At 58.6% G+C, this 22,560-nt stretch carries 20 protein-coding genes; 15 read left to right on the forward strand and 5 right to left on the reverse strand.

Annotated features, from left to right (window positions below; genetic code table 11):
- Positions 1-6: 6 nt before the first annotated feature.
- Positions 7-1,578, forward strand: a complete 1,572-nt coding sequence (gene purH, locus HYX42_RS07380; protein WP_293401401.1) for a bifunctional phosphoribosylaminoimidazolecarboxamide formyltransferase/IMP cyclohydrolase — start codon at positions 7-9, stop codon at positions 1,576-1,578.
- Between the two features lie 34 nt (positions 1,579-1,612).
- Here the strand turns inward: purH and hemL are convergent, their stop codons facing one another.
- Together hemL and HYX42_RS07390 are read right to left on the reverse strand one after the other, a co-directional pair.
- The gene (hemL, locus tag HYX42_RS07385) at positions 1,613-2,914 is read right to left on the reverse strand and encodes a glutamate-1-semialdehyde 2,1-aminomutase (RefSeq protein ID WP_293401403.1); all 1,302 of its coding nucleotides are present in this window, start codon (positions 2,912-2,914) and stop codon (positions 1,613-1,615) included.
- 13 nt (positions 2,915-2,927) lie between these two features.
- Entirely contained in the window at positions 2,928-3,899 is a 972-nt protein-coding gene (locus HYX42_RS07390; RefSeq protein ID WP_293401405.1) for a bifunctional hydroxymethylpyrimidine kinase/phosphomethylpyrimidine kinase, read from the reverse strand.
- An 82-nt stretch (positions 3,900-3,981) separates the two neighbouring features.
- Here HYX42_RS07390 and HYX42_RS07395 point away from each other — a divergent pair, with 82 nt between their 5' ends.
- From HYX42_RS07395 to HYX42_RS07420, 6 genes are all read left to right on the forward strand, one after another.
- Positions 3,982-4,155, forward strand: coding sequence for a rubredoxin (locus HYX42_RS07395; RefSeq protein ID WP_293401407.1), 174 nt, complete (start codon positions 3,982-3,984; stop codon positions 4,153-4,155).
- A 70-nt stretch (positions 4,156-4,225) separates the two neighbouring features.
- Positions 4,226-4,624, forward strand: coding sequence for a response regulator (locus tag HYX42_RS07400; RefSeq protein WP_293401409.1), 399 nt, complete (start codon positions 4,226-4,228; stop codon positions 4,622-4,624).
- The gene (locus tag HYX42_RS07405; protein ID WP_293401411.1) at positions 4,624-4,989 is read left to right on the forward strand and encodes a response regulator; all 366 of its coding nucleotides are present in this window, start codon (positions 4,624-4,626) and stop codon (positions 4,987-4,989) included. The genes HYX42_RS07400 and HYX42_RS07405 overlap by 1 nt, the downstream gene beginning before the upstream one ends.
- A 20-nt stretch (positions 4,990-5,009) precedes the next feature.
- On the forward strand, positions 5,010-5,540 hold the full coding sequence (locus HYX42_RS07410) for a chemotaxis protein CheW (RefSeq protein ID WP_293401413.1): 531 nt from the start codon (positions 5,010-5,012) through the stop codon (positions 5,538-5,540).
- A 29-nt stretch (positions 5,541-5,569) separates the two neighbouring features.
- Positions 5,570-7,864 (forward strand): methyl-accepting chemotaxis protein, encoded by a 2,295-nt coding sequence (locus HYX42_RS07415; RefSeq protein WP_293401415.1) that lies wholly within the window; start codon positions 5,570-5,572, stop codon positions 7,862-7,864.
- A gap of 65 nt (positions 7,865-7,929) precedes the next feature.
- Positions 7,930-14,088: an Hpt domain-containing protein gene (locus HYX42_RS07420; protein WP_293401417.1), complete on the forward strand. Its 6,159-nt coding sequence runs from the start codon at positions 7,930-7,932 to the stop codon at positions 14,086-14,088.
- A gap of 68 nt (positions 14,089-14,156) precedes the next feature.
- Here the strand turns inward: HYX42_RS07420 and HYX42_RS07425 are convergent, their stop codons facing one another.
- Positions 14,157-15,632, reverse strand: coding sequence for a deoxyribodipyrimidine photo-lyase (locus tag HYX42_RS07425; RefSeq protein WP_293401419.1), 1,476 nt, complete (start codon positions 15,630-15,632; stop codon positions 14,157-14,159).
- Positions 15,633-15,708: 76 nt separating this feature from the next.
- Here HYX42_RS07425 and HYX42_RS07430 point away from each other — a divergent pair, with 76 nt between their 5' ends.
- The 6 genes from HYX42_RS07430 (at position 15,709) to HYX42_RS07455 (ending at position 20,526) form a co-directional block, all read left to right on the forward strand.
- A complete protein-coding gene (locus tag HYX42_RS07430) occupies positions 15,709-16,296 on the forward strand; it encodes a YqgE/AlgH family protein (protein ID WP_293401421.1) in 588 nt (195 codons plus the stop codon).
- A 55-nt stretch (positions 16,297-16,351) separates the two neighbouring features.
- Positions 16,352-16,768 carry a Holliday junction resolvase RuvX gene (gene ruvX / locus HYX42_RS07435; RefSeq protein ID WP_293401423.1) on the forward strand — a complete coding sequence of 139 codons (417 nt, stop codon included), beginning with the start codon at positions 16,352-16,354 and terminating at the stop codon, positions 16,766-16,768.
- On the forward strand, positions 16,765-17,277 hold the full coding sequence (gene pyrR / locus HYX42_RS07440) for a bifunctional pyr operon transcriptional regulator/uracil phosphoribosyltransferase PyrR (RefSeq protein ID WP_293401425.1): 513 nt from the start codon (positions 16,765-16,767) through the stop codon (positions 17,275-17,277). The genes ruvX and pyrR overlap by 4 nt, the downstream gene beginning before the upstream one ends.
- A 72-nt stretch (positions 17,278-17,349) precedes the next feature.
- A complete protein-coding gene (locus HYX42_RS07445; protein ID WP_293401427.1) occupies positions 17,350-18,312 on the forward strand; it encodes an aspartate carbamoyltransferase catalytic subunit in 963 nt (320 codons plus the stop codon).
- A gap of 163 nt (positions 18,313-18,475) precedes the next feature.
- Positions 18,476-19,786: a dihydroorotase gene (locus HYX42_RS07450; protein WP_293401429.1), complete on the forward strand. Its 1,311-nt coding sequence runs from the start codon at positions 18,476-18,478 to the stop codon at positions 19,784-19,786.
- Positions 19,787-19,788: 2 nt separating this feature from the next.
- Positions 19,789-20,526 (forward strand): 1-acyl-sn-glycerol-3-phosphate acyltransferase, encoded by a 738-nt coding sequence (locus tag HYX42_RS07455; protein ID WP_293401431.1) that lies wholly within the window; start codon positions 19,789-19,791, stop codon positions 20,524-20,526.
- Between the two features lie 15 nt (positions 20,527-20,541).
- Here the strand turns inward: HYX42_RS07455 and HYX42_RS07460 are convergent, their stop codons facing one another.
- Positions 20,542-20,940 (reverse strand): 4-oxalocrotonate tautomerase, encoded by a 399-nt coding sequence (locus tag HYX42_RS07460; RefSeq protein WP_293401433.1) that lies wholly within the window; start codon positions 20,938-20,940, stop codon positions 20,542-20,544.
- A gap of 82 nt (positions 20,941-21,022) precedes the next feature.
- On the reverse strand, positions 21,023-21,439 hold the full coding sequence (locus HYX42_RS07465) for a MarR family transcriptional regulator (protein ID WP_293401435.1): 417 nt from the start codon (positions 21,437-21,439) through the stop codon (positions 21,023-21,025).
- A 217-nt stretch (positions 21,440-21,656) separates the two neighbouring features.
- Between HYX42_RS07465 and HYX42_RS07470 the strand changes: the two genes are divergently transcribed.
- Together HYX42_RS07470 and HYX42_RS07475 are read left to right on the forward strand one after the other, a co-directional pair.
- Positions 21,657-21,878 carry a CsbD family protein gene (locus HYX42_RS07470; protein WP_293401437.1) on the forward strand — a complete coding sequence of 74 codons (222 nt, stop codon included), beginning with the start codon at positions 21,657-21,659 and terminating at the stop codon, positions 21,876-21,878.
- Positions 21,879-21,966: 88 nt separating this feature from the next.
- Positions 21,967-22,539: a hypothetical protein gene (locus tag HYX42_RS07475; protein ID WP_293401439.1), complete on the forward strand. Its 573-nt coding sequence runs from the start codon at positions 21,967-21,969 to the stop codon at positions 22,537-22,539.
- Positions 22,540-22,560: the final 21 nt, after the last annotated feature.

Raw genomic sequence — 22,560 nt, forward strand, 5'->3', positions numbered from 1 at the left:
AATTAAATGAACGCCCTGATTTCCGTTTCCGACAAGACCGGCATCCTTGAATTTGCACAGGCCCTGCATTCACTGGGCATCAGGCTTCTGTCCACAGGCGGCACCGCCAAATTGCTGGGTGATGCAGGTTTGCCAGTCACCGAGGTTGCAGACCATACCGGGTTCCCCGAAATGCTCGATGGCCGTGTGAAAACCCTGCACCCCAAGGTCCACGGCGGCCTCCTCGCGCGACGCGATCTGCCCGCCCACATGGCATCCATCAAGGAGCACGGGATAGACACCATAGACCTGCTGGTTGTGAATCTCTACCCTTTTGAGGCGACTGTGGCCAAACCAGGTTGCTCCCTCGAAGACGCTATTGAAAACATTGACATCGGCGGCCCTGCGATGGTCCGGTCGGCGGCCAAGAACTGGAGGGATGTAGGTGTATTGACCGACTCGTCGCAGTATGCGGGTGTGCTAGAAGAGTTGAAAGCGGACGGTAAACTGGCTGATAAAACAAAATTTGCGCTGTCCGTCGCTGCCTTCAACCGTATCAGCCAATATGACGGAGCCATCAGCGACTATTTGTCCGGCATTCAGGATGACGGAACGCACAGCATGTTTCCAGGCCAGGCCAACGGCCGATTCATCAAGGTGCAGGAACTGCGTTACGGCGAGAACGCCCATCAGCAGGCGGCACTATATCGTGATCTCCACCCTGCGCCCGGTTCGCTCGTCACTGCAAAGCAGTTGCAGGGCAAGGAGCTGTCATATAACAACATTGCGGATGCAGATGCCGCATGGGAGTGCGTAAAGAGTTTCACTGAGGCGGCCTGTGTGATTGTCAAACACGCGAATCCGTGCGGTGTGGCCATCGGCGCCGATGCTCTTGATGCCTACAGCAAGGCGTTCAAGACAGACCCAACCTCGGCTTTCGGGGGCATCATTGCCCTGAATTGCACGCTGGATGAAACTGCCGCCCTGCAGATTTCAAAGCAGTTTGTCGAAGTATTGATGGCGCCAGCCTTCACACCGCAGGCGCTGGAAGTGTTCAAGACCAAGGTCAATGTGCGCATCCTCCAGATTGATTTGCCTCCAGGCGGAGACACCGCATGGAAACAGGGCCGCAATTTGATGGATGTGAAGCGGGTCGGCTCGGGCTTGCTGATGCAGACCGCCGATAACCACGAGCTTGCGCTGGCTGACCTGAAAGTTGTGAGTAAATTGCAGCCGACGCCTGCGCAGCTGCAGGACCTGCTGTTTGCCTGGAAGGTTGCCAAGTACGTGAAATCCAATGCCATTGTTTTCTGCTCCGCAGGCATGACGCTTGGTGTGGGCGCAGGCCAGATGAGCCGGATCGATTCAGCGCGCATTGCATCGATCAAGGCGGCCAATGCAGGGCTGGAACTGCAGGGCTCGGCGGTCGCGAGCGATGCGTTTTTTCCCTTCCGTGACGGGCTGGACGTTGTTGTCGACGCAGGCGCTACCTGCGTGATCCAGCCAGGTGGCTCAATGCGTGATGACGAGGTGATCGCTGCAGCCAACGAGCGGGGCGTCGTCATGGTGCTGTCGGGCGTCAGGCATTTCAGGCATTGAATCGCCCGAACAAGCCTGCGCGCGAATCGGTCGACTAAAGACCCGAAAAGAACCTTGCGGCCGCGTCAACAGTGGCCGCAATATCTTCGGTACTATGGGAGGCGCTTACAAAACCCGCTTCGTACAGGGCCGGCGCGTAATAAATGCCCGCGTCCAGCATTGCGTGAAAAAAGCGGTTGAAGGCGGGGCCGTCGGTCGTCATCACTGTTCCGTAGTTTTGCGGCAGGTCGTTGAAGAGGAAAAATCCGAACATTCCGCCTTCGCTGTCTCCCGAAAATGGAACTCCCGCATTGCTGGCCGCCGTTGTCAGGCCGGAGACAAGCGTGCGTGTACGCTCAGCCAATACGTCGTAGAAGCCAGGTTTCTGTACCTCGCGCAAGGTGGCCAGACCGCAGGCTGTCGCAACCGGATTGCCTGAGAGCGTGCCGGCCTGATAGACGGGTCCCAGTGGAGCCAGTTGCTCCATGACTGCACGAGTTCCGCCAAAAGCCGCCAGTGGCATCCCGCCGCCAATGACCTTTCCGAGCACCGTCATGTCGGGCTTGAAACCCGGAAGGCTTTTGGCGTAGACGCTCTGTGCCCCGCCCAGCGCGACGCGAAATCCGGTCATGACCTCGTCGAACACCAGCAGCGCACCGTACTGCGTACAAAGCTCGCGGCAGCGTTTCATGAAAGGAACACTGGCTCTGACAAAATTCATGTTGCCGGCGATAGGCTCCATCATCAGGCAGGCGGTCTCCCTGCCGTGCAGCTCGAAGGCCTCTTCAAGTTGCGCCAGGTTGTTGTATTCAAGTACCAGCGTGTGTTGCACCACTTCTGGTGGTACGCCCGCGCTGGTCGGGTTGCCAAAGGTGGCCAGGCCGGAGCCAGCCTTGACCAGCAGGGCATCGGCATGCCCGTGATAACAGCCTTCAAATTTGATGATCTTGCTACGACCAGTTGCACCGCGCGCCAGCCGTATGGTGCTCATTGCAGCTTCCGTACCAGAGCTGACCAGCCTGAGCATTTCAATGGACGGGACCAGCCGGACGATTTCCTCGGCCAGCTCTACTTCGCGTTCAGTGGGTGCACCGTAGGAAAAACCGTCCAGCATGGCTTTCTGCACAGCGTCAACAACTGCAGGATGCCCATGCCCAAGAATCATGGGTCCCCAGGAACCTATGTAATCAATATAACGTTTGCCATCTGCATCCCAGAAATGTGACCCATTGGCACGCTGCACGAAGCGGGGCGTACCGCCCACCGCCTTGAAGGCCCGGACTGGTGAGTTCACCCCTCCGGGGATCAGTTTCTTTGCGCGGTCAAACAGGATTTCATTGCGTGAGGTTCCGTACACTGGCGTGCCTTTTCTAATGCTTGGTTGTTCCGTTGGGGGGCAGGTCAAAAAAGGACTTTGAAGTGGGGTCCAGACCGGATTCAGGCGGTTTTTCTTCAAGACCGTCTCCTTCGTCTGCTTCGTCGACATCAGCCTGCGCCCAGAAAAGTCGGTCCGGCACGATGTGGCCCATCCCCGGGTGAAAGCCGGCGTCCAGGCTGTGATCAAGATAAGTCAGAGCCTCTGAGGTGGCGGTTTGCAGGTCGTGCCCATTGGCCAGCAGGGCGGCCAGCGCCGCAGAGAGTGTGTCGCCAGCGCCCGCAAAAACAGCCTCGAAACGCTCAAATTTTTCACTGTACAGGACTGCTTGCGGTGTCGCGAGCACGTTGTCTATGAACTGGTCGGGGAGGGGAATGCCGGTAACCAGCGTGTACGGAACGCCGAGCTCGGATGCTGCCTTGGCAATGTCTTTGGCCGAGGGATTGCGCTCTCCCGGCCAGTCTGGCAAAAGCCAGCGCCAGAGGCTGCTGTGGTTCCCGATCAGCACTGTGGTTTGCGGCAGCAGGAGTTCGCGAAATGCATCCAGATAGCTGTCAATCTGGTTTTCGTCCCACCATGACAGGTTGGGCATATAGGCAACAAGGGGGACATCGGCATAGTCGGAAGCGATCTCTGCGATCGCGCTGATATTTTCGGGGCTGCCTACAAAGCCGACCTTTATCGCGCTTGCGGCCATATCCTCGAGCACCGTCCTTGCCTGCTCGGTCACCGCTTCTTCATCAAATGAAAAATGATCAAATATTTCAGCGGTGTCCCGGATATAGGCGCCGGTCACCACCGCCATGGCGTGACCGCCAGCAGATGAAATCGCCGTGATGTCTCCAGTCAAGCCGCCTGCGCCGCTGGGGTCGCTGGCATTGAATGTCATGACGCAGGCAGGGGCCTCATCTGCGCCATCGGCTTGAATCTGTCGGCTGTCAACCGAGGGGGGGGTGGGGTTTGCCATAGGCTGCGATTTTGCCCTGTACGCGAATAAGCAACGCTGGCTCGATACAATTGTTGCATTCTATTCGAAGGCAACTTAAGCTGTGACTCAAACAATGACCTGGATGTGCTTGATTTGTGGGTGGATTTACGACGAGGAGACCGGTGCGCCGGAACATGGGATTGCGGCCGGGACCCCTTGGGCGCAGGTGCCCATGAACTGGACCTGTCCGGAATGCGGAGCACGCAAGGAAGACTTCGAAATGGTGCAGATCTGACATTCGGGGTGGCACGACAACTGCATGCCGTCCTGGCTTTGGCAGAGTTGCAAACAGAGGAGCGAAGACAGTGAGCACTACAAGTTCCGGACTCAAGGTCTTGGTTATCGACGACAGCAACACCATTCGTCGCAGTGCCGAGATATTTCTGAAGCAGGGCGGGCACGAAGTGCTTTTGGCTGAGGATGGCTTTGATGCACTGGCCAAGGTCAACGACTATCAACCCAACCTCATTTTTTGTGACATCCTCATGCCGCGTCTTGACGGTTATCAGACGTGCGCCATCATCAAGCGCAATGCCAGGTTTGCAGATGTCCCCATCGTCATGCTGTCCTCCAAGGACGGCGTATTCGACAAGGCCAGGGGCCGAATGGTGGGTTCACAGGACTACCTGACCAAACCTTTTACAAAAGACCAGCTGCTCCAGACCGTGCAGGAGTTGGGCAGCGCCAAACAAGGAGTAGCGTAATGGCAGTTCAAAAGATATTGATAGTTGATGATTCCAAGACGGAATTGATGTTCCTCACTGACCTTTTGGTCAAGAATGGATTTACCGTGAAGACCGCCGAGAACGCTGAAGATGCCTTTCGTCGTCTGGCGGAGGAAAAACCCGAGCTAATCCTGATGGACGTGGTGATGCCGGGGCAAAATGGCTTTCAGCTAACGCGCGCCATCACACGCGACCCGCTGTACTCGGACATTCCCATTTTCATGTGCACCAGCAAAAATCAGGAAACCGATCGTGTGTGGGGTATGCGTCAGGGTGCCCGCGACTACATTACCAAACCAGTGGACGCGAGCGAACTAATGGCAAAAATCAAGGCCCTGGGCTGATCCACCCCAAATAGCTGACCATGGCGAATAGACAGGCACTCAGAGAGCTCCAGACCCGGTTGGCTGAAAGATTGCAGATCGCGCGAACGCAGGGTGTCGCGGCGTCCTGGCTGGCAGTTGAGGCAGGTGGAAGAAATTATCTCTTTCCCATGTCGCAGGCTGGCGAGATATTCCCGATGAGCGCGACTCAGGCTGTTCCTTATACCCAGTCCTGGTTTCTCGGTGTAGCCAACCTGCGGGGAGGCTTGTTCGGGGTTGTCGATCTGGCCAATTATGTAACGGGACAGAATGCTGCGCCCAAAACGGAAATTGCGCGCAAGGAATCGCGGCTGATCGCCTTGAATGCGGCACTTGAAGTCAATTGCGCTCTGTTGATCGACCGTCTGGCAGGCCTGCGTAATCAGCAGGCTTTCAGCGATTTCAGGGAAAGGGCGCCAGACGCGCCAGAATTTTTTGGTCCCTTGTATGTGGATCAAAATGGCGCATCCTGGCAGGAAATCAACCTCCAATCTCTTGCCCAGCAAGCACACTTTTTGACTATCGGCGCCTAGCGCACCACGTTTCCCCCGGAAGGCTCACCATGTCTGTTATCGAAAAAATCCAGAATCTGTTCAAAACAAAGTCCGCACAGCCTGACGACAGTATGGATCTTGCTTCGGTCGGCATTCCTGCGGACCCTCTGGCAACCGGCGCCATGGAGCAGACGGCCGTCAATGCCGCAACGTCTTCGGTTGCTGCGGCTGGCGAAGAAGACTTTGCTCCAAGTCGCATGGCAACGCCAGAAGAGGCGGAGGTCATCGAAAATCCGGATTTATTGAGGCTCCCCATTCTCGGGCGCCGCACCATCGCGCAGCATCAGCGGATACTGCTGATACTGCTGGGTCTGTCGGTGCTGGTTCTGGGTGTGGTGGCTTACCGCGCGCTGTCTCAGGCTGACACGGTCGCCCAGCAGGTGGCTGCAACCGGCCAATCGCTGATGCAGTCCCAGCGTCTTGCGAAATCCGTGTCTCAGGCTCTGGTGGGTAGCGCCCAGGCATTCCCGGACGTTAAAGAAAGTTCGGATGTGATGGCCAAAACGGTTCGTGGCCTGAAGTCCGGTGATGAGGCACTTCGCGTTGAAGCTGTCAATGCCGAGCTTCAGCCTGATATCGAAAAGATTACACCGCTGATGGAGCGTGCCGAGAAGAACGCGGCAACCGTTATGGGCCAGAAGGATATTCTGACGCAGGTGGGCAATGCGCTCCGGACCATTAACCGCCAGTCGTCAGACCTGCTGGAAATTGCCGAGACTGTCTCTTCCCTCAAGCTGCAACAAAATGCAGCTCCTGCTGAAATCTCCGCTTCGGGCCAGCTGGTGATGTTGACGCAGCGAATCGGTAAATCAGCCAACGAATTCCTGACGATGGAAGGTGTGAGTCCCGAGGCGGTGTTCCTGCTGGGCAAGGATTTGAACTCCTTCAAGGAAATCGCACAGGGCCTGCAGGAAGGCAGCCCCGAGTTGCGGCTGGCTGGCGCCAAAGATCCGCAGACACGCGAAAGACTGGAGGCCCTGATGGCTCTGTATGAACAGACCCGTGTGCAGGCCGGCGCCATTCTGGGTAACCTTCAGGGCCTGGTGTCTGCGCGTGAAGCCCAGGCCTCAATCATTGCTGACAGTGAGCCGCTTCGCAGGAACCTTGAGGATCTGCAGGGCAAACTCTCCTCGCAGTCGGGCTTGAGTGCCGGATCTGTGACGGCTCTGGTGGTGGCTGCACTTTTTGGTTTGTTGTGCGCGATTGGTATTGCCCGCGTCCAGCTGCAGGACAGTCGCCAGCGTCAGACAGTTGCAGAGCAACGGCAGCTTGAAGCCCGTGGCCAGGAGCAGGACGCAAAGCGCGTGAATGACGCCAACCAGGCCGCCATTTTGCGTTTGATGAATGAATTGCAGACAGTTGCTGAAGGTGACCTGACACAGGAAGCGACCGTGACCGAAGATATTACCGGCGCGATTGCCGACTCGGTGAACTACACGGTTGAAGAGTTGCGCCAGCTTGTAGGTAACGTACAGAACACGGCTACCCGCGTTGCGCAGACGACGGCGCAGGTGGAAAGTACATCGACCGAACTTCTCGCAGCCTCTACCGAGCAGCTCCGGGAGATTCGCGAAACAGGCCAATCCGTGCTGGACATGGCATCCCGAATCAACGAAGTGTCCGCGCAGGCGCAGGAATCGTCCCAGGTTGCGCGTCAGTCGCTGACAGCTGCAGAGTCGGGACTTCAAGCCGTACAAAACGCCATCGGCGGTATGAATTCCATCCGCGACCAAATTCAGGAAACCTCCAAACGTATCAAGCGGCTGGGCGAGTCTTCGCAGGAGATTGGTGAAATTACCGAGCTGATTTCGGACATTACCGAGCAGACCAACGTGCTGGCACTGAACGCCGCCATTCAGGCGGCATCAGCCGGTGAAGCCGGACGCGGATTCTCCGTGGTTGCGGAAGAGGTGCAGCGCCTTGCTGAACGTTCTGCGGATGCTACGCGCCAGATTTCTGCACTGGTGAAAGCGATTCAGACCGATACCCAGGATGCGGTTGCCGCTATGGAACGCTCCACGCAGGGTGTGGTTGAAGGGGCCAAACTGTCCGACAACGCGGGTACCGCACTGACCGAGATTGACCAGGTGTCGCGCCGCCTTGCTGAGCTGATCGAGCAGATTTCCAATTCTGCATCACGTGAAGCCGAGTCTGCCAACGTGGTGGCCGGAAACATCCAGCACATTTTTGCCGTGACTGAGCAAACTGGAGAAGGTACCCGTTCAACAGCCCAGCAGGTGCGAGACCTGTCCCGCATGGCAGAAGAGTTGCGCCAGTCGGTGTCACGATTCAAGATTGCCTGATATCGCGGCGTCCCTGTCCTTTAGTGCCTGTCGGCGAACTACGTCTTTGAACCGGTCCGTTATTTATGCAATCCAACGCCCAGAATTCAACAGCCGCTGACCTGGATCTGGCAGTCAATGATCTCGGCCCTCTTGCCTGGGTACTTGAAGAGCTGCGAAAGTCCCTGGACGGTTCGGCCAAGGCCCTCAAGCGCTTTGTTCGGGACGCCGAGGCGACGCGCGGTTCTGATCTTGCCGCGATTGATGCCAGCCAGCTACGCATAGCCCGGCAGCAGCTGCACCAGGCGGTGGGAGCCCTTGAAATGGTTGGCCTCGCTGCTCCTGCACTGGTGCTGCGCGCCATGGAGGCTGCGGTTCAGAAATTCGTGCAGCAACCTGAGCATTGCACGCAGGATGCTGCCGCCAGGATCGAGCGGGCCAGTTTTGCATTGACGGAGTATCTGGAAGGCGTGTTGGCGGACAAGCCAATTTCCCCGGTTTCCCTGTTTCCGCAGTATCGCGAAGTTCAGGAACTGATCAAGGCCGATCGTATTCATCCCGCAGATCTCTGGACCTACGAGTGGCGCTGGATAGAGCCTGATACAGGTGCTGCGGTGCAACCGCAGCTGTATGGATCTGCATCGAGATCGGTGCTTGACCAGTCTGTATTGCAAATCATGAAGGGCAAGGCTCCTCAGGCCGCACAAACCCTGGCAGACATGAGTCTTTCCTTTGCTGCCGCCCAGACAGAGCGGCAGCCGCGGGTTTTCTGGAAAATCGCGGCCGCTTATTTCCAGGCACTGGTCCATGACCTTTTGCCGTCCGACATTCATGTGCGTCGTGCTGCCTCGCGAATCCTTTTGCAATACGCTTCCCTTGCAAAAGGCGATCCGGCAATTTCAGAGCGGCTTGCGCAGGATCTGCTTTTTTTCTGTTCCCAGGCAGTAGCTGCACGTGCAAGTGATGCACCCGTGTTGTCTGCCGTGCGGGCTGCTTACGGGTTAGCCCGATTCAAGCCGGTGGACTACGAGGCCGTGCAGTTTGGGCGATTTGACCCAGCCCTGCTGGCACAGGCTCGCAAACGCATCCTCTCGGCCAAGGAGACATGGTCGTCTCTTTCTGCGGGCGATGCAGGAAAGTTCAAAGTGGTTGTTGACCAGTTCAGCCTGGTCACTGATTCCCTGGTCAAACTGCACCCCCCCAGTGAACCGTTGGCTCAGGCCTTGTCGCGGGCCGTTGATGTCACTGCTAAGTCCGGGCAGGCTCCACCCATTGGTCTGGCCATGGAAGTCGCGACCTCCGTGCTGTATCTTGAGGCTGCATTTGACGACCTTGATCCCAACGACCCGCAGCTGACTGTCCGTACCAAACATCTCGCCGAGCGTCTTGAGGGCGTTCGGGCAGGTGGTGAGCCACAGCCGCTTGAGCCGTGGATGGAAGAGCTTTACCGGCGCGTCAGTGACAAGCAGACCATGGGAAGCGTCGTTGGGGAATTGCGCATCTCGCTGGGTGAGCTTGAAAAATCCCTGGACATGTTTTTCCGCAAACCTGAAGACAGAACGATTTTGCGTGAAGTTCCGGGGCAGTTGTCGCAGATGCGTGGCGTTTTGTCGGTGCTCGGACTCGAGCAGGCGGCGCAGGCCGTTCTGCGCATGCGGGAGAGTGTCGAAAAAATGATGGTTGGCGAAACCGACCAGCAATCGGCGCGAACGGCCGGAGATTTCGAGCAGCTTGGAAACAATCTGGGTGCTCTGAGCTTTCTTATCGATATGCTGAATTACCAGCCTGCGCTGGCCAAAAAACTCTTTGTCTACGATGACATCAAGGGTGAACTCAGACCCCTGATGGGACGAACGCAGAAGCCCGATGATGCTGCAAGCGTCACCACCAGCAGTGAGCTGTTATCCGAGGAGGTGATTTCCCTGGTGCAGCATGCCGATGCCGGTGTGTCTGCCGAGAAACTTACTTTTGAACTGGATACGCTTGCCACGCACGCTGCCCTCGCCGGCCAGCCGGGGCTTGCGAAAAATGCGCATGATGCGCTGGTTGCGGTCGCGGGGCATAACGAGCAGGCCGCCGCTAGCGCACTCAGTACCCTGGCCTTCTCTGTGGCGCCGCCAGCTGTCGTGGCAGCAAGCCAGCCGGAGGAAGTCGATTTCGAAGAAGACGATCTGCGGGATATTTTCCTGGAGGAAGCGCGCGAGGTGGCGGCCAATGGCCAGCAGGCTCTTGCGGCGCTGGCCCGTAATCCGGGTGATGTAGGCGAGTTGACCGTATTGCGGCGTGTCTTCCACACGCTCAAGGGAAGTTCGCGCATGGTGGGCCTCAACGAATTCGGCGAAGCCGCGTGGTCCGTTGAGCAGTTGTTCAACAGTTGGCTTGCTGATCAGAAACCGGCCAGCGAGGAGCTGATGCTCCTGTCAACCAATGCGCTCACGGCCTTTTCGAACTGGATTGAAGACATTGCAGGTAATCGTGATGGCGCCTGGTCTGCTGCCACATTTCGTATCAGTGCCGATGCGATGCGCTCGGAAGGTCGGCTTGTGGGCCTTGTACTGCCTGGCGGCGCGCCTGAGGCGCCTGAGGCGCGTGTGTCGACTGAGCCGGCGCCAGCGCCATCCTTGCCGGAAACGCCTGTGCTGGCAACAGAAGCGCCGGTATCCGATATTGCCGCGCCTGCAGGTGACGCCGATATTGACTTCGATGATTTCTTCGGAACAGTGGAGCCTGCCCCGCCGATTGCACCGGCAGTCGTACCTGAGCCAGTTGCAGAAATTCAGGGGATAGATTTCGAAAGCCTGTCGGCGCTTTCCGCAGTCCCGCAAGCCACTGCCGCCATTGGTGATGGTGCACCTGCAGTGCCTGTCGCCGAAGCTGTTGAGGTTCCTGAACTGTCCTTTGAACTGAACTCTCCTGCAGAGGCAGCGTCGGCTGCAGCAGACATGGCGGTGGAACTGTCCGACGCCGACTTTGACATTGAATTTCAGTCCCTTGAAGTGCCCGCCGAAGCAGGCAACACGGCCGAATCCGCGCCCTCTGAAGTTGCTGTTGCATTGCCCGAGTTCGTTTTGGCCGAAGCCGGGGATGCTGCAGCGTTGCAAGCGCAAGCCGGTGCATCGGGCGCTTTTGCCGGTAATGATGAGCAAGTCAAGGTGATAGGGACATTGCGTATCGGTATTCCGCTTTACAACGTATATCTCAATGAAGCTGATGAATGGTCGCGTCGCCTGGTAACCGAGATGTCCGAGTGGGCGCTTGAGCTTGACCATCCGATCGGGGATTCCACCGTTGCGCTGGCGCATTCGCTGGCTGGCAGTTCGGCAACGGTGGGGTTCGAAGCCCTTTCTGAAATTGCGCGCTTGCTGGAACACGTTCTCCAGCAATCGCAGACACACCACAGTCACAGCTCTGCCACTCAATATGCAGACCTCTTTGTCGGCGCGGCTGAGGATATTCGCCGCCTTCTGCATCAGTTTGCTGCGGGTTTCCTGAAGGAGCCTGATGCCATCCTTATGGCGCAGCTGCGTGACCTCGAGTTTGCCGATCCCGCTTCCGTATTTCCTTCTGGGCCGGTGGATCTGGATTCAGGTTTTGATGAGAGTGTGAAGGGCGATGAGATGCCTGCCCACGTGGACGGGGAGCGAGAGGCTCCGGTACCTTCAAGAGCAGAAGTAACAGCGCCTGAGGATCGACCGCCCGTAGCGGCCATCCCCGTGCCTGCGTCTGTAGAGCCTTTGCTTGCGTTGGTTCGGGATGCGCCCGCCCAGGTGAAAAATTTCGTATCAACACCAGCGGAAATTTTTCCAGATGACGACGACGACATCGATGCAGTCGATGCGATTGATCCGGAACTCTTCCCGATATTTGACGAGGAGGCCGCCGAGTTGATGCCTCAACTAGGTGCGGCTTTGCGTCAGTGGTCAGCAAGACCTGACAACGCGGGTGCGCGTATGGAAGTCCTGCGCGCTTTGCATACGCTCAAGGGCAGTGCCCGTCTTGCCGGCGCCTTGCGGCTAGGTGAAATGGCCCACCACATTGAGTCGGAAATCGAGTTCCTGGGATCCGAGTCGGCCGCCGAGCAGGATTTTGAACCCCTGTTGGCCCGTTTCGATGCGATGGAGCACACGCTTGACGCATTGCGCAAGGGCGATGCTGCTGTTGTCCAGGCGCAGGAGCCGGTAGAACGCAAGCCCGTTGCCGTTGTGGCCGTCGCGCCTCCGGAAACCACCGGGCGCGTGGAGCCAGTGCCTGCAACACCAGGCGCTGAAGATCATGCGCCCGTTGTCCCATCACCTGCACCCGTTGCCAGGACGCTGGTTCCAGCGCCGCAGGCCATGGCCATGCAACCCTTGCGGCAGGCGGCTTCTGCCTCCATCCGTGTACGCTCACAATTGCTGGACCGCATGGTCAACCAGGCTGGCGAGGTCATGATCACGCGTTCGCGGCTTGAGGTCGAGCTTTCACAGCTGCGCGGCTCGCTCAGTGACATGAGTGGCAACTTGAACAGACTCCGTCAACAACTGCGTGACATTGAGGTCCAGGCTGAAAGCCAGATGCAATCGCGCATGGCCCAGGCCAAGGAAGATCAGGCAGGCTTTGACCCGCTTGAGTTTGACCGTTTCACGCGTGTCCAGGAATTGACCCGAATGATGGCCGAGTCCGTGAACGACGTTGCAACCGTGCAGCGCACCCTGCAACGCACCGTGGAAGCGACCGAAGACGACCTGATTGCGCAGGCACGTCAGACGCGGGAGCTTCAGCGCGATCTTTTGCGCACCCGCATGGTCGAGTTTGAAGGCATCTCCGACCGGCTCTACCGTGTGGTGCGGCTGGCGTCCAAGGAAACCGGCAAGCAGGTCAAGCTTGACCTGCTGGGCGGCACCATTGAGATGGATCGTGGCATGCTGGACCGCATGACCCCGGCCTTTGAACACCTGCTGCGTAACTGTGTGGCGCATGGCATTGAAAGCCCCGAAGCGCGTGTGGCCGCAGGCAAGGATGCCGCCGGTCTGATCACGGTGAATCTGCGCCAGGAGGGCAATGACGTATCCGTGGACTTCAGCGATGACGGCGCCGGTCTTGACCTCAAACGCATTCGTGAAAAAGGCATCAGCCTGGGGCTTGTGTCTGCTGACCAGGTTTTGAGCGAACAGGATGCCGCCAACCTGATTTTCATGCCGGGGTTTTCAACGGCATCCCAGGTGACGGAACTCTCCGGACGCGGCATTGGCATGGATGTCGTCCGCGCCGAGGTCAACGCGGTCGGCGGGCGTATCGAAACATCGACAGTGACGGGCAAGGGAACACACTTCAAGCTTGTACTGCCTCTCACAACTGCTGTGACTCAGGTCGTGATGCTGCGTGCAGGCAACCTGTCGGTCGGTGTGCCGGCCAACGTGGTGGAAACCGTCCGGCGCGCCACGGCCAAGGAACTCCAGCAAGCCTACAACAGCGGAACAATGGATGTCGCTGGTGAATCAGTGCCTTTCTTCTGGTCGGGTGCATTGTTGCAGTCCTCCCATAACAGCAATGAAGCGCAGGCAAAAACAACACCTGTCGTGATCTTCCGAAGCGCTGCCCAGCGAATTGCCCTGCACGTTGATGAAGTGCTGGGTAACCAGGAGGTTGTGGTGAAGAACCTCGGGCCACAGCTTTCGCGCCTGCCCGGTCTGGCCGGCATGTCTGTTCTGGCTTCCGGTGCTGTAGTGCTGATCTACAATCCTGTCGCCCTGGCGTCGGTGTATGGCCAGGTGGCCCGGGCCCTGAGCTCGGACAAGGCAGAGCCGCACATGCTGGAGACTGCCTCAGCCGGTTCCGCTGCAAGTTCGCAGGTGCCTGCACTGACACAGGTGACCCCGCAGATTCCCCTGATTCTGGTGGTTGATGATTCCATCACCGTGCGCCGTGTGACTCAGCGTCTGCTGCAGCGCGAAGGCTACCGGGTCGCCATGGCCGCTGATGGCCTGCAGGCACTTGAGCGTCTTCAGGAAGAGCGGCCTGCGGTGGTACTGTCCGACATCGAAATGCCGCGCATGGATGGATTCGACCTCGCGCGAAACATTCGCGGTGATGTGCGGCTGGCAAGCCTGCCCATCGTCATGATCACGTCACGCATCGCGGAAAAACACCGCGAGCATGCGAGGGAACTGGGTGTCGATCATTACCTCGGCAAACCTTACTCTGAAGAAGAGTTGATGAGCCTGGTACGTCATTACTGCAACACGGCAGTACCTGCTTCGGCCTGAATGTTTGATGCGGGTGTCCGCTTTGCGGCCCCGCTTTCAGCGTCAACTCGCTGCCGGGCCGTCATCGCTCACGATTTCTTGACCACGGCATAGCGCTGCAGCGTCAGTGCACGCGCTTCATCGTGCTGCACAACAGGCATGGGATAGTTCTGGCCCAGCTCTACGCCTGCGGACTTGAGTTCCAGCGGTTTTGCCAGCCATGGCGCATGCAGGGCGCTGCCCGGCAGACCGGCCAGCGCAGGCAAATACCTGCGGATGAACTTTCCCTCGGGGTCGAACTTCTCGCTCTGGCTCGTCGGGTTGAATATCCTGAAGTAGGGCTGCGCGTCGCATCCGCTGCTTGAAGCCCACTGCCAGCCGCCGTTGTTCGAAGCCAGGTCAAAGTCATTGAGCTTCTCTGCAAAATAACGTTCGCCCCAACGCCAGTCCAGCCCCAGATCCTTGGTCAGAAAGCTTGCGACCACCATGCGCAGGCGGTTGTGCATGTAGCCGGTCTGGTTGATCTGTGCCATGGCTGCGTCGACCAGCGGATAGCCGGTACGGCCTTCGCACCAGGCGTCAAACAGGGCTTGGGCCTCGGGGCCTTTTTCCCAATCTATCAGGTCATATTCAGGCTTGAAGGCTTCGGTAGCGGCATGCGGAAAATTGCTGAGGATTTGCGCATAAAAATCGCGCCAGATGAGTTCACTGAGCCAGACGGCTGCACCTTCGTCGCCCATTTTCTGGCGCTCAAGCGCAGTGGAGGTGAGCCTGCGTATCGATACCGTGCCAAAGCGCAGGTGTATGCCCAGGTAGCTGGGCCCCTTGACCGCCGGGAAGTTGCGGGTCTCGCCATAGGCTGTCATGCGACCCAGAAAGTCCTCAAACAGCTGTATGCCGCCACTCATGCCGGTCGGGATTTTCAGGGCCTTGAGGTTTGTTTCCTCAAAGCCCAGTTTTCTCAGTGTTGGCACAGCACGTTGATGTTCAGCCGGCCGGGGCGCCAGCGCGCCGGCATATTTCTCCACGGGGTAGGGCGAGAGATAAAACCCGTCGACCTTCTTGAGCCAGGCGTTCTTGTAGGGCGTGAAGACGCTGTAAGGCTTGGCCGCCAGGGTCAGCACTTCTGCATTTTCAAAAATCACATGATCCTTGAAGGTGTGGAATGCCCGGCCTTCCTGTTCAAGTTTTGCCTGTACAACAGCATCGCGCGCCCGCGCCTGCGGCTCGTAGTCGTGATTGGTAAATACCGCGTCAGCCGACAGCTGGGTGGCGAGCAGCGGAAGCGCATCGCTGGCGACAGCGTGGGTGACGATGAGCCCGCCGTGCTGGATGTGATGTTTGCCTGCAAGCCTGCGCAAACCCTCATCCAGCTCTACCAGTGACTCACGTATGAACTCGACCCTGCGGTCCGCGCGTGGCAGGCTGTCCAGGATGGCCGTGTCAAAAACAAAAACGCAGAACACCCGGCGGCAGGATTTGAGCGCCTGATAGAGGGCGGCATTGTCTTCCAGCCTCAGGTCGCGCCTGAACCACATCAGGCCGGTGTTGTACTTTTTCTGCATGAAACATATCTTACAGAGGCAACCTGGGCCGCGTGACTGCATCCACGCCACCGCCTGCTGGGCGTAAAATGCGGTCATGCCACTCGACTCATCGCCGATCAACCTGACGCATCACTTCCTGATCGCCATGCCGGGTTTGAACGACGAGACCTTCGCCAAAAGCGTGGTTTACATGTGTGAGCACTCCGAGCGTGGCGCCCTCGGCCTCGTGATCAACAAGCCCAGCGACATCAGCCTCAAAAATCTTTTTGACAAGGTTGAGCTTCCCCTGCACCGGCAGGACCTCACGCTGGCCCCCGTCTTTCAGGGCGGCCCGGTGCAGACCGAGCGCGGTTTTGTGCTGCACGAATCCATGATGCCTGGCAATGAGTCTGTCTACGCATCGACCATGACCATCCCCGGTGGGCTTGAAATGACCACCTCCAAGGATGTCCTTGAGGCGCTGTCCACCGGCAATGGCCCCCGGCGCATTTTTGTGTCGCTGGGGTATTCCTCCTGGGGCGAGGGCCAGCTTGAATCCGAGCTGTCCGACAACAGCTGGCTCACCGTGGCGGCCGACCCTGCCGTGATCTTCGACACCCCGGTTGAAGAGCGCTACGACAAGGCCCTGCTGCTGCTGGGCCTGCAAAGCTGGATGCTGTCTCCCGAGGCCGGCCACGCATGAAGCCGCCGGGCCGCCCCGGGGCGAATACCGCAGCACGGAGTGCAAAGGCCGTCCAATGAGCCTCACGGCCATGCCTTCCCCGGCCGCCGGCCTGCAAACTTTTCTGGCTTTTGATTTCGGCTTGAAACGTACCGGTGTCGCTTCCGGCAATGTCCTGACCCGCACCGCCACACCCCAGCTGACCATTTCGGCAGAGGGCGATGCCCGCTTCCCTGTCATCGCTGCAAGGATCAAGGAGTGGCAGCCTGACGCGCTGGTGGTTGGCGTTCCCTTTCATCCCGACGGTGCGAGCCACGAAAACACGGAGCGCGCACGAAAATTTGCGCGCCAGTTGCGCGGGCGTTTTGGTCTTCAGGTGTTTGAGGTTGACGAGCGCTACAGCACGACAGAGGCGCTTTCTGCAGGTGCCCGCGACGCAGATGCCGCATCAGCCTGCATAATTCTGGAGCAGTTTTTAAGGAGTCTTCCATGAGTAGCCTGACGCTGGACGCAGAAGCGCTGTACCGCGACCTGCATCGCAACATGCAGCAACTGATGGCCACCTATGACGAGCTGCCCCTGCTGGTCGGTGTCGCATCGGGCGGTGCCTGGCTGGCCCGGCGCCTGCAAAGCGATCTCAGCCTGCCCGGTGAGCCCGGCATTCTGTCGTCATCCATGCACAGGGATGATTTTTCAAGCCGTGGCCTGGCATCCAGCGCACAAACCATGCTGCCCTTTGACGTCAACGGCGCGCATCTGGTGGTCGTGGATGACGTGCTTTACACGGGCCGCACCATACGCGCAGTGCTCAATGAGCTTTTTGATTACGGGCGCCCCGCGAGTGTCAAGCTGGTGGTGCTGGTTGACCGTGGCGGGCGCGAACTGCCGGTGCAGCCTGATCTGGCCATCGCGCGTGTGGCCCTGCCCGCGTCGCAAAGCCTGGAGCTCGAGCGCCTCGACAATGGGCAGTTCAGTTTCAAGGTCCAGGACAGGGACGCGTGAGCCCGCATGACCAGAAAATCACATGAAAACCGGCAGATGAACAAGCCAGAACATGCCCGAGGAGCTTAAAACGTGTTGTACCGACGAAACCCGCAACTCAACAAGAACGGTGAACTCATTCACCTCCTCTCCATTGAAGGCTTGCCCAAAGCCATCCTCACGCAGATTCTCGACACAGCCGCCAATTTCGTCAGCATCAGCGACCGCGAGGTCAAAAAAGTCCCGCTTCTGCGCGGCAAGACCGTGTTCAACCTTTTCTTTGAAAACTCCACCCGCACCCGTACTACTTTCGATATCGCCGCCACCCGGTTGTCGGCAGACGTGATCAACCTCGACATTGCACGCTCCTCTGCTTCCAAGGGCGAATCGCTGCTCGACACCATTGCCAACCTCAGCGCCATGGCCGCCGACCTGTTTGTGGTGCGCCACAGCGAGTCCGGCGCGCCTTACCTGATTGCCCAGCACGTCGCGCCGCATGTGCATGTCATCAATGCAGGCGATGGCCGCCATGCGCACCCCACGCAGGGGCTGCTCGACATGTACACCATCCGCCATTACAAAAAGGACTTCAGCAACCTGACGGTCGCCATCGTGGGCGATGTTCTGCATTCGCGCGTTGCACGCTCGGACATCCACGCACTCACCACGCTGGGCTGCCCCGAGGTGCGTGTTGTGGGCCCCAGGACCCTCGTGCCTGCAGACATGGCGCAAATGGGTGTACGTGTCTGCAACATGCTTGAAGAAGGCATCAAGGGGGCTGACGTCATCATCATGCTGCGCCTGCAAAATGAGCGCATGTCGGGCGCCCTGTTGCCCAGCAGCCAGGAATTTTTCAAGAGCTTTGGGCTGACGACTGAAAAGCTCAAGCTCGCCAAACCGGATGCCATCGTCATGCACCCTGGCCCTATCAATCGGGGTGTGGAAATCGACTCGGCTGTGGTCGACGGCGCACAGAGTGTGATCCTGCCGCAGGTCACCTTTGGTATCGCGGTACGAATGGCGGTAATGGGAATAGTGGCGGGGAACGAGGCATGAATGTGGCCCCCACGCTTTTCACTTCGTGTAATGCGCTGCCCCCCGAGGGGGCCGCTGCGCCTGCGGCCCGGCGAAGCCGGTTCCGCGGCCCTGGCTTGCCTGAATATTCTTCGCTTGTAATTGAGTCGCCGGATCTGCTTTTATTCTGCGGTGGAATAACACAATGAAAATACTTATCAAAAATGGGCGAATCATTGATCCCGCGTCCAGCTTCGATGCGGTGGGTGATGTGGCCATAGCAGGCGGCCGCATCGTGTCGCTGAAGAGCGCGCCCGCAGATTTTGCTCCCAACAAGGTGATTGAGGCCGCCGGCTGCATCGTCATGCCGGGCCTGATTGACCTGTCCGCACGTCTGCGCGAACCGGGCCATGAGCATGAAGGCATGCTTGAAAGTGAACTGGCGGCCGCTGTGGCTGGTGGGGTGACCAGCATGGTGTGCCCGCCCGATACCGACCCTGTGCTTGACGAACCCGGGCTGGTCGAGATGCTCAAGTTCCGCGCAGAAAAACTGCACCAGTCGCGCGTGTTTCCGCTGGGCGCCCTGACCCGCGGGCTCAAGGGCGAGACCCTGACCGAGATGATCGAGCTGACCGAGGCCGGTTGTGTCGGTTTCAGCCAGGCAGAAATTCCGCTAGGCAACACGCAGGTGCTGATGCGTGCGCTTCAATATGCATCGAGCTTTGGCTACACGGTCTGGCTCAGGCCGCAGGAGATTCACCTCGGCAAGGGTGTTGCGGCCAGTGGTCCGCTGGCAACCCGGCTGGGCCTGAGCGGGGTGCCCGTTGCTGCGGAAACGATTGCGCTGCACACCATCATCGAACTGGTGCGCTCCACTGGCGCACGTGTGCATTTCTGCCGCATCAGCAGCGCGGCCGGCCTGGCGCTGGTGGCCGCAGCCAAGGCGCAGGGCCTGCCGGTGACCTGTGATGTCAGCATCAACAGCCTGCACCTGACGGATGTTGATATCGGTTACTTCGACAGCCGCGCGCGGCTTGACCCACCGCTGCGCCAGCAGCGCGACCGAGACGCCCTGCGCCACGGCCTTGCTGACGGAACCGTCGATGCGCTCGTGTCTGACCACACTCCCGTGGATGAAGACGCCAAGACACTGCCCTTCGCCGAAGCCGAACCGGGCGCGACCGGTCTTGAACTCCTTTTGTCGCTGGCCTGCAAATGGTCAGGTGACAGTGGCGGGGCGGCAACCCTGACGCGTGCGCTCGCCGTGCTGACCAGTGAGCCGGCACGTGTGCTTGGCGAGTCCCTCGGGTCGCTGCAGGCCAGCGCCGGCCGCCTGGTTGAGGGTGGTGTTGCCGATGTCTGCGTGTTTGACCCCGCTGCAATGTGGACGGTCGAGCCCGCCGCACTGCGAAGCCAGGGCAAACACACGCCGTTCTCGGGTTACCAGTTGCCAGGCAGGGTTCGATACACCATAGTCGGCGGTCATCTGGCCTACCAGATGAAACCCGAGGCCTGAGCTTGAGCAGTTTCAAGGCCGGCATCAGGCTGGCTCGTGCCCTGCTGCATGTCCTGGTGGGTTTTTTCACCATCCTGCTGGTGTTTCCGCGCATTGGGCAGGAGCAGCGCGAGCAGCGCATTCAGGTCTGGTCCGCAAGCATGCTGGCCTGCATCGGCATTGAGCTGCGGGTGACGGGCAATGTCATTGTTCCCGGCCCGCTGCTCCTGGTGGCCAACCATATCTCCTGGCTGGACATCACCTCGCTGCATGCCGCGCGCTTTTGCCGTTTTGTCTCCAAGGCCGACATCAAGCAGTGGCCGCTCATAGGGCGTCTGGCCACAGGTGTGGGCACGCTTTTTATCGAACGTGAATCCCGGCGCGACGCCATGCGTGTGGTGCACCACATGACAGACAGCCTGCGCCAGGGCAACGTGATTGGCGTCTTTCCTGAAGGCACGACCAGCGACGGCACAAGCCTGCTGCCCTTCCACGCCAACCTGTTGCAGGCGGCCATCGTTGCCGGTGTGCCTGTGCAGCCTGTCGCCATCTCGTTTGTTGACAGCTCGACGGGGCAGCGCAGCGCCGCCCCCTGTTATGTTGATGACGACACGCTTCTGGGCTCAATCTGGCGCACCCTGAGCGCCTCCGGCATTGTTGTGGTGATCACCTTTGGCGCGCCGCAACTAGCTGAAGGCAAGGACCGGCGTGAGTGGGCGCATGCCTTGCGCGAAGACGTCGCTGCCCTGCGCCAGGCCTGATCGCCCCTGACCCGTTCAGGGTTTGGCCTTGATATAGCGCCACTCCTGCGTCCGGCCACCAAAACCGTAGGCTTCCGCCCGCACATCGTGAATATGGATGTAGCTTTCATCGTGCACATTGCCCAGCAGCTTTTCAAAAGCCTGGAATGATTCTGCAATGTACTGCGCCTTCTCGTCTTTGGTATTGGTGCCGTCCACCACCTTGATGTCGAAATAAAAGCTGTTTTTGCCTTGCACCGCCAGTGAGCTGCCGCCGACTGTCCAGTGCTCGGGCGCGATGTAGTCGATGGCGATGGATGTCAGCTCGCGCTTCTTGTGCAGGATGCGCGTGGTGAGTTCCAGCAGCATTTCAGATATTTGCGTGCTGAGTTGTGCACTGGCAGGCTGGCTGACCTTGACGTTGAGTATGGGCATTTTGGTAACTCCTTGAATATATGGTTAGCTATGCAACTATGTGGATAAAAAAAGGGTGAATGGAAATTTGGCGCTGTCATGTTTATTTCAGCGCGGCGGACACGCTGCGAACATGGGCTACGGTTTCATCAAAATTGTCCTTTCCTATGGTTTGTTGAATGCGGCGCGTGACCTCACCGCTGGCCTTGTTGATGGCGGCGTGCATGGCTTCAGCATCTGCAGTCGGGTAGACAGCCCAGTGCCGGCCATCCGATTCGATGCTTCTGCGCTCCACCAGCTTCAGGGTCTGAAGGCCGTCCAGCAGGCGCGTGGCCGTGGGCCGGGAAATCGTCAGTTCGTCGGCAATCTGGTGCTGCGGCAGGCCGGGCTTTTTGAGTACCAGGCGCAGCATGAACCCCTGGGACGGTGTCACGCCGAAGGGCTTGAAGGCAATGGTCCATTCCTTGTCAACCAGCCGGGCCAGGGCGGTGGTATTGAAATACAGGCAGTGTTCAAACATGCAGCAAGTCTAGCAAATATTAATTAGCTATGCAACTGTATGTTGATCAGGTGATGTCCGGCAGCAAGCCTGCCCGATGTAGGCAGCTACCTACGACCATCACTTCCGGGGGACTACCAGCGGCCGGCAGGCGCAGTACTAAGGTGAAGCGGCAGGCTGGCAATCAGGCATTTCTGCCTCGTTGACACGGCCCCGTTCATCACCCAAGGAGATCATCATGAACAAAGACACCGCTGAAGGTAACTGGCTCCAGTTCAAGGGCAAGGTCAAGGAGCAGTGGGGCAAGCTGACGGACGATGACCTCGACATCATTGCAGGCAAGCGCGACCAGCTCTTGGGGCGTATCCAGGAGCGCCACGGCATTACCCGTGATGAAGCCGAGCAGCAGGTGACCGACTGGCATGCCAAAAACCCGACCAATTTTTTTGAACGCTACTGAGTTTGCGGAGCCCCTCAACCAGCGCTTCTGACCCCGTATGCATTTCGATCAGTAAAACTCACCCTACTTTCAAAAGGAGTCCCCCATCATGAAACACAAGTTGCTCGTGCTCACCATGGCACTTTCCTGCACTCTCGCCGGCAACGCCATGGCGCTGACGAAAGGCGAATACAAGGCGGGGAAAGACCGCATTTCTGCAGATTACAAGGTCAACAAGCAAAAGTGCGATGGCCTGAAGGCGAACGCGAAGGACATTTGCGTGTCCGAGGCGAAGGGCGCTGAAAAAGTCGCCAAAGCCGAACTCGAATCCCAGTACAAGCCCACACCCAAAAACATGGAGAAGGTGGGCTTCGCCAAGGCTGATGCCGCCTACGACACCGCAAAAGAAAGATGCGATGACCTGGCCGGCAATGCCAAAGACGTTTGTGTGAAGGACGCCAGGGCCGCGCGGGTCAAGGCAAAGGAAGATGCGAAAGTTGCCAAGGCTTCGGCTGACGTGAACAAGGCAGGAAGCGACAAGGTTACCGATGCGAGCAAGGACGCGAACAAGGCAAAAAACGAAGCCGATTACAAGGCCGCAAAAGAGCGCTGTGATGCGCTCGCAGGCGCACCCAAAGATTCGTGCGTGAATGACGCCAAGGCGAAGTTCGGCATGAAGTAAGCACTTTGAAGATTACAAAAC

Origin of the sequence: Polaromonas sp. (assembly GCF_016185115.1) — a bacterium.
Classification (GTDB): domain Bacteria; phylum Pseudomonadota; class Gammaproteobacteria; order Burkholderiales; family Burkholderiaceae_C; genus Polaromonas.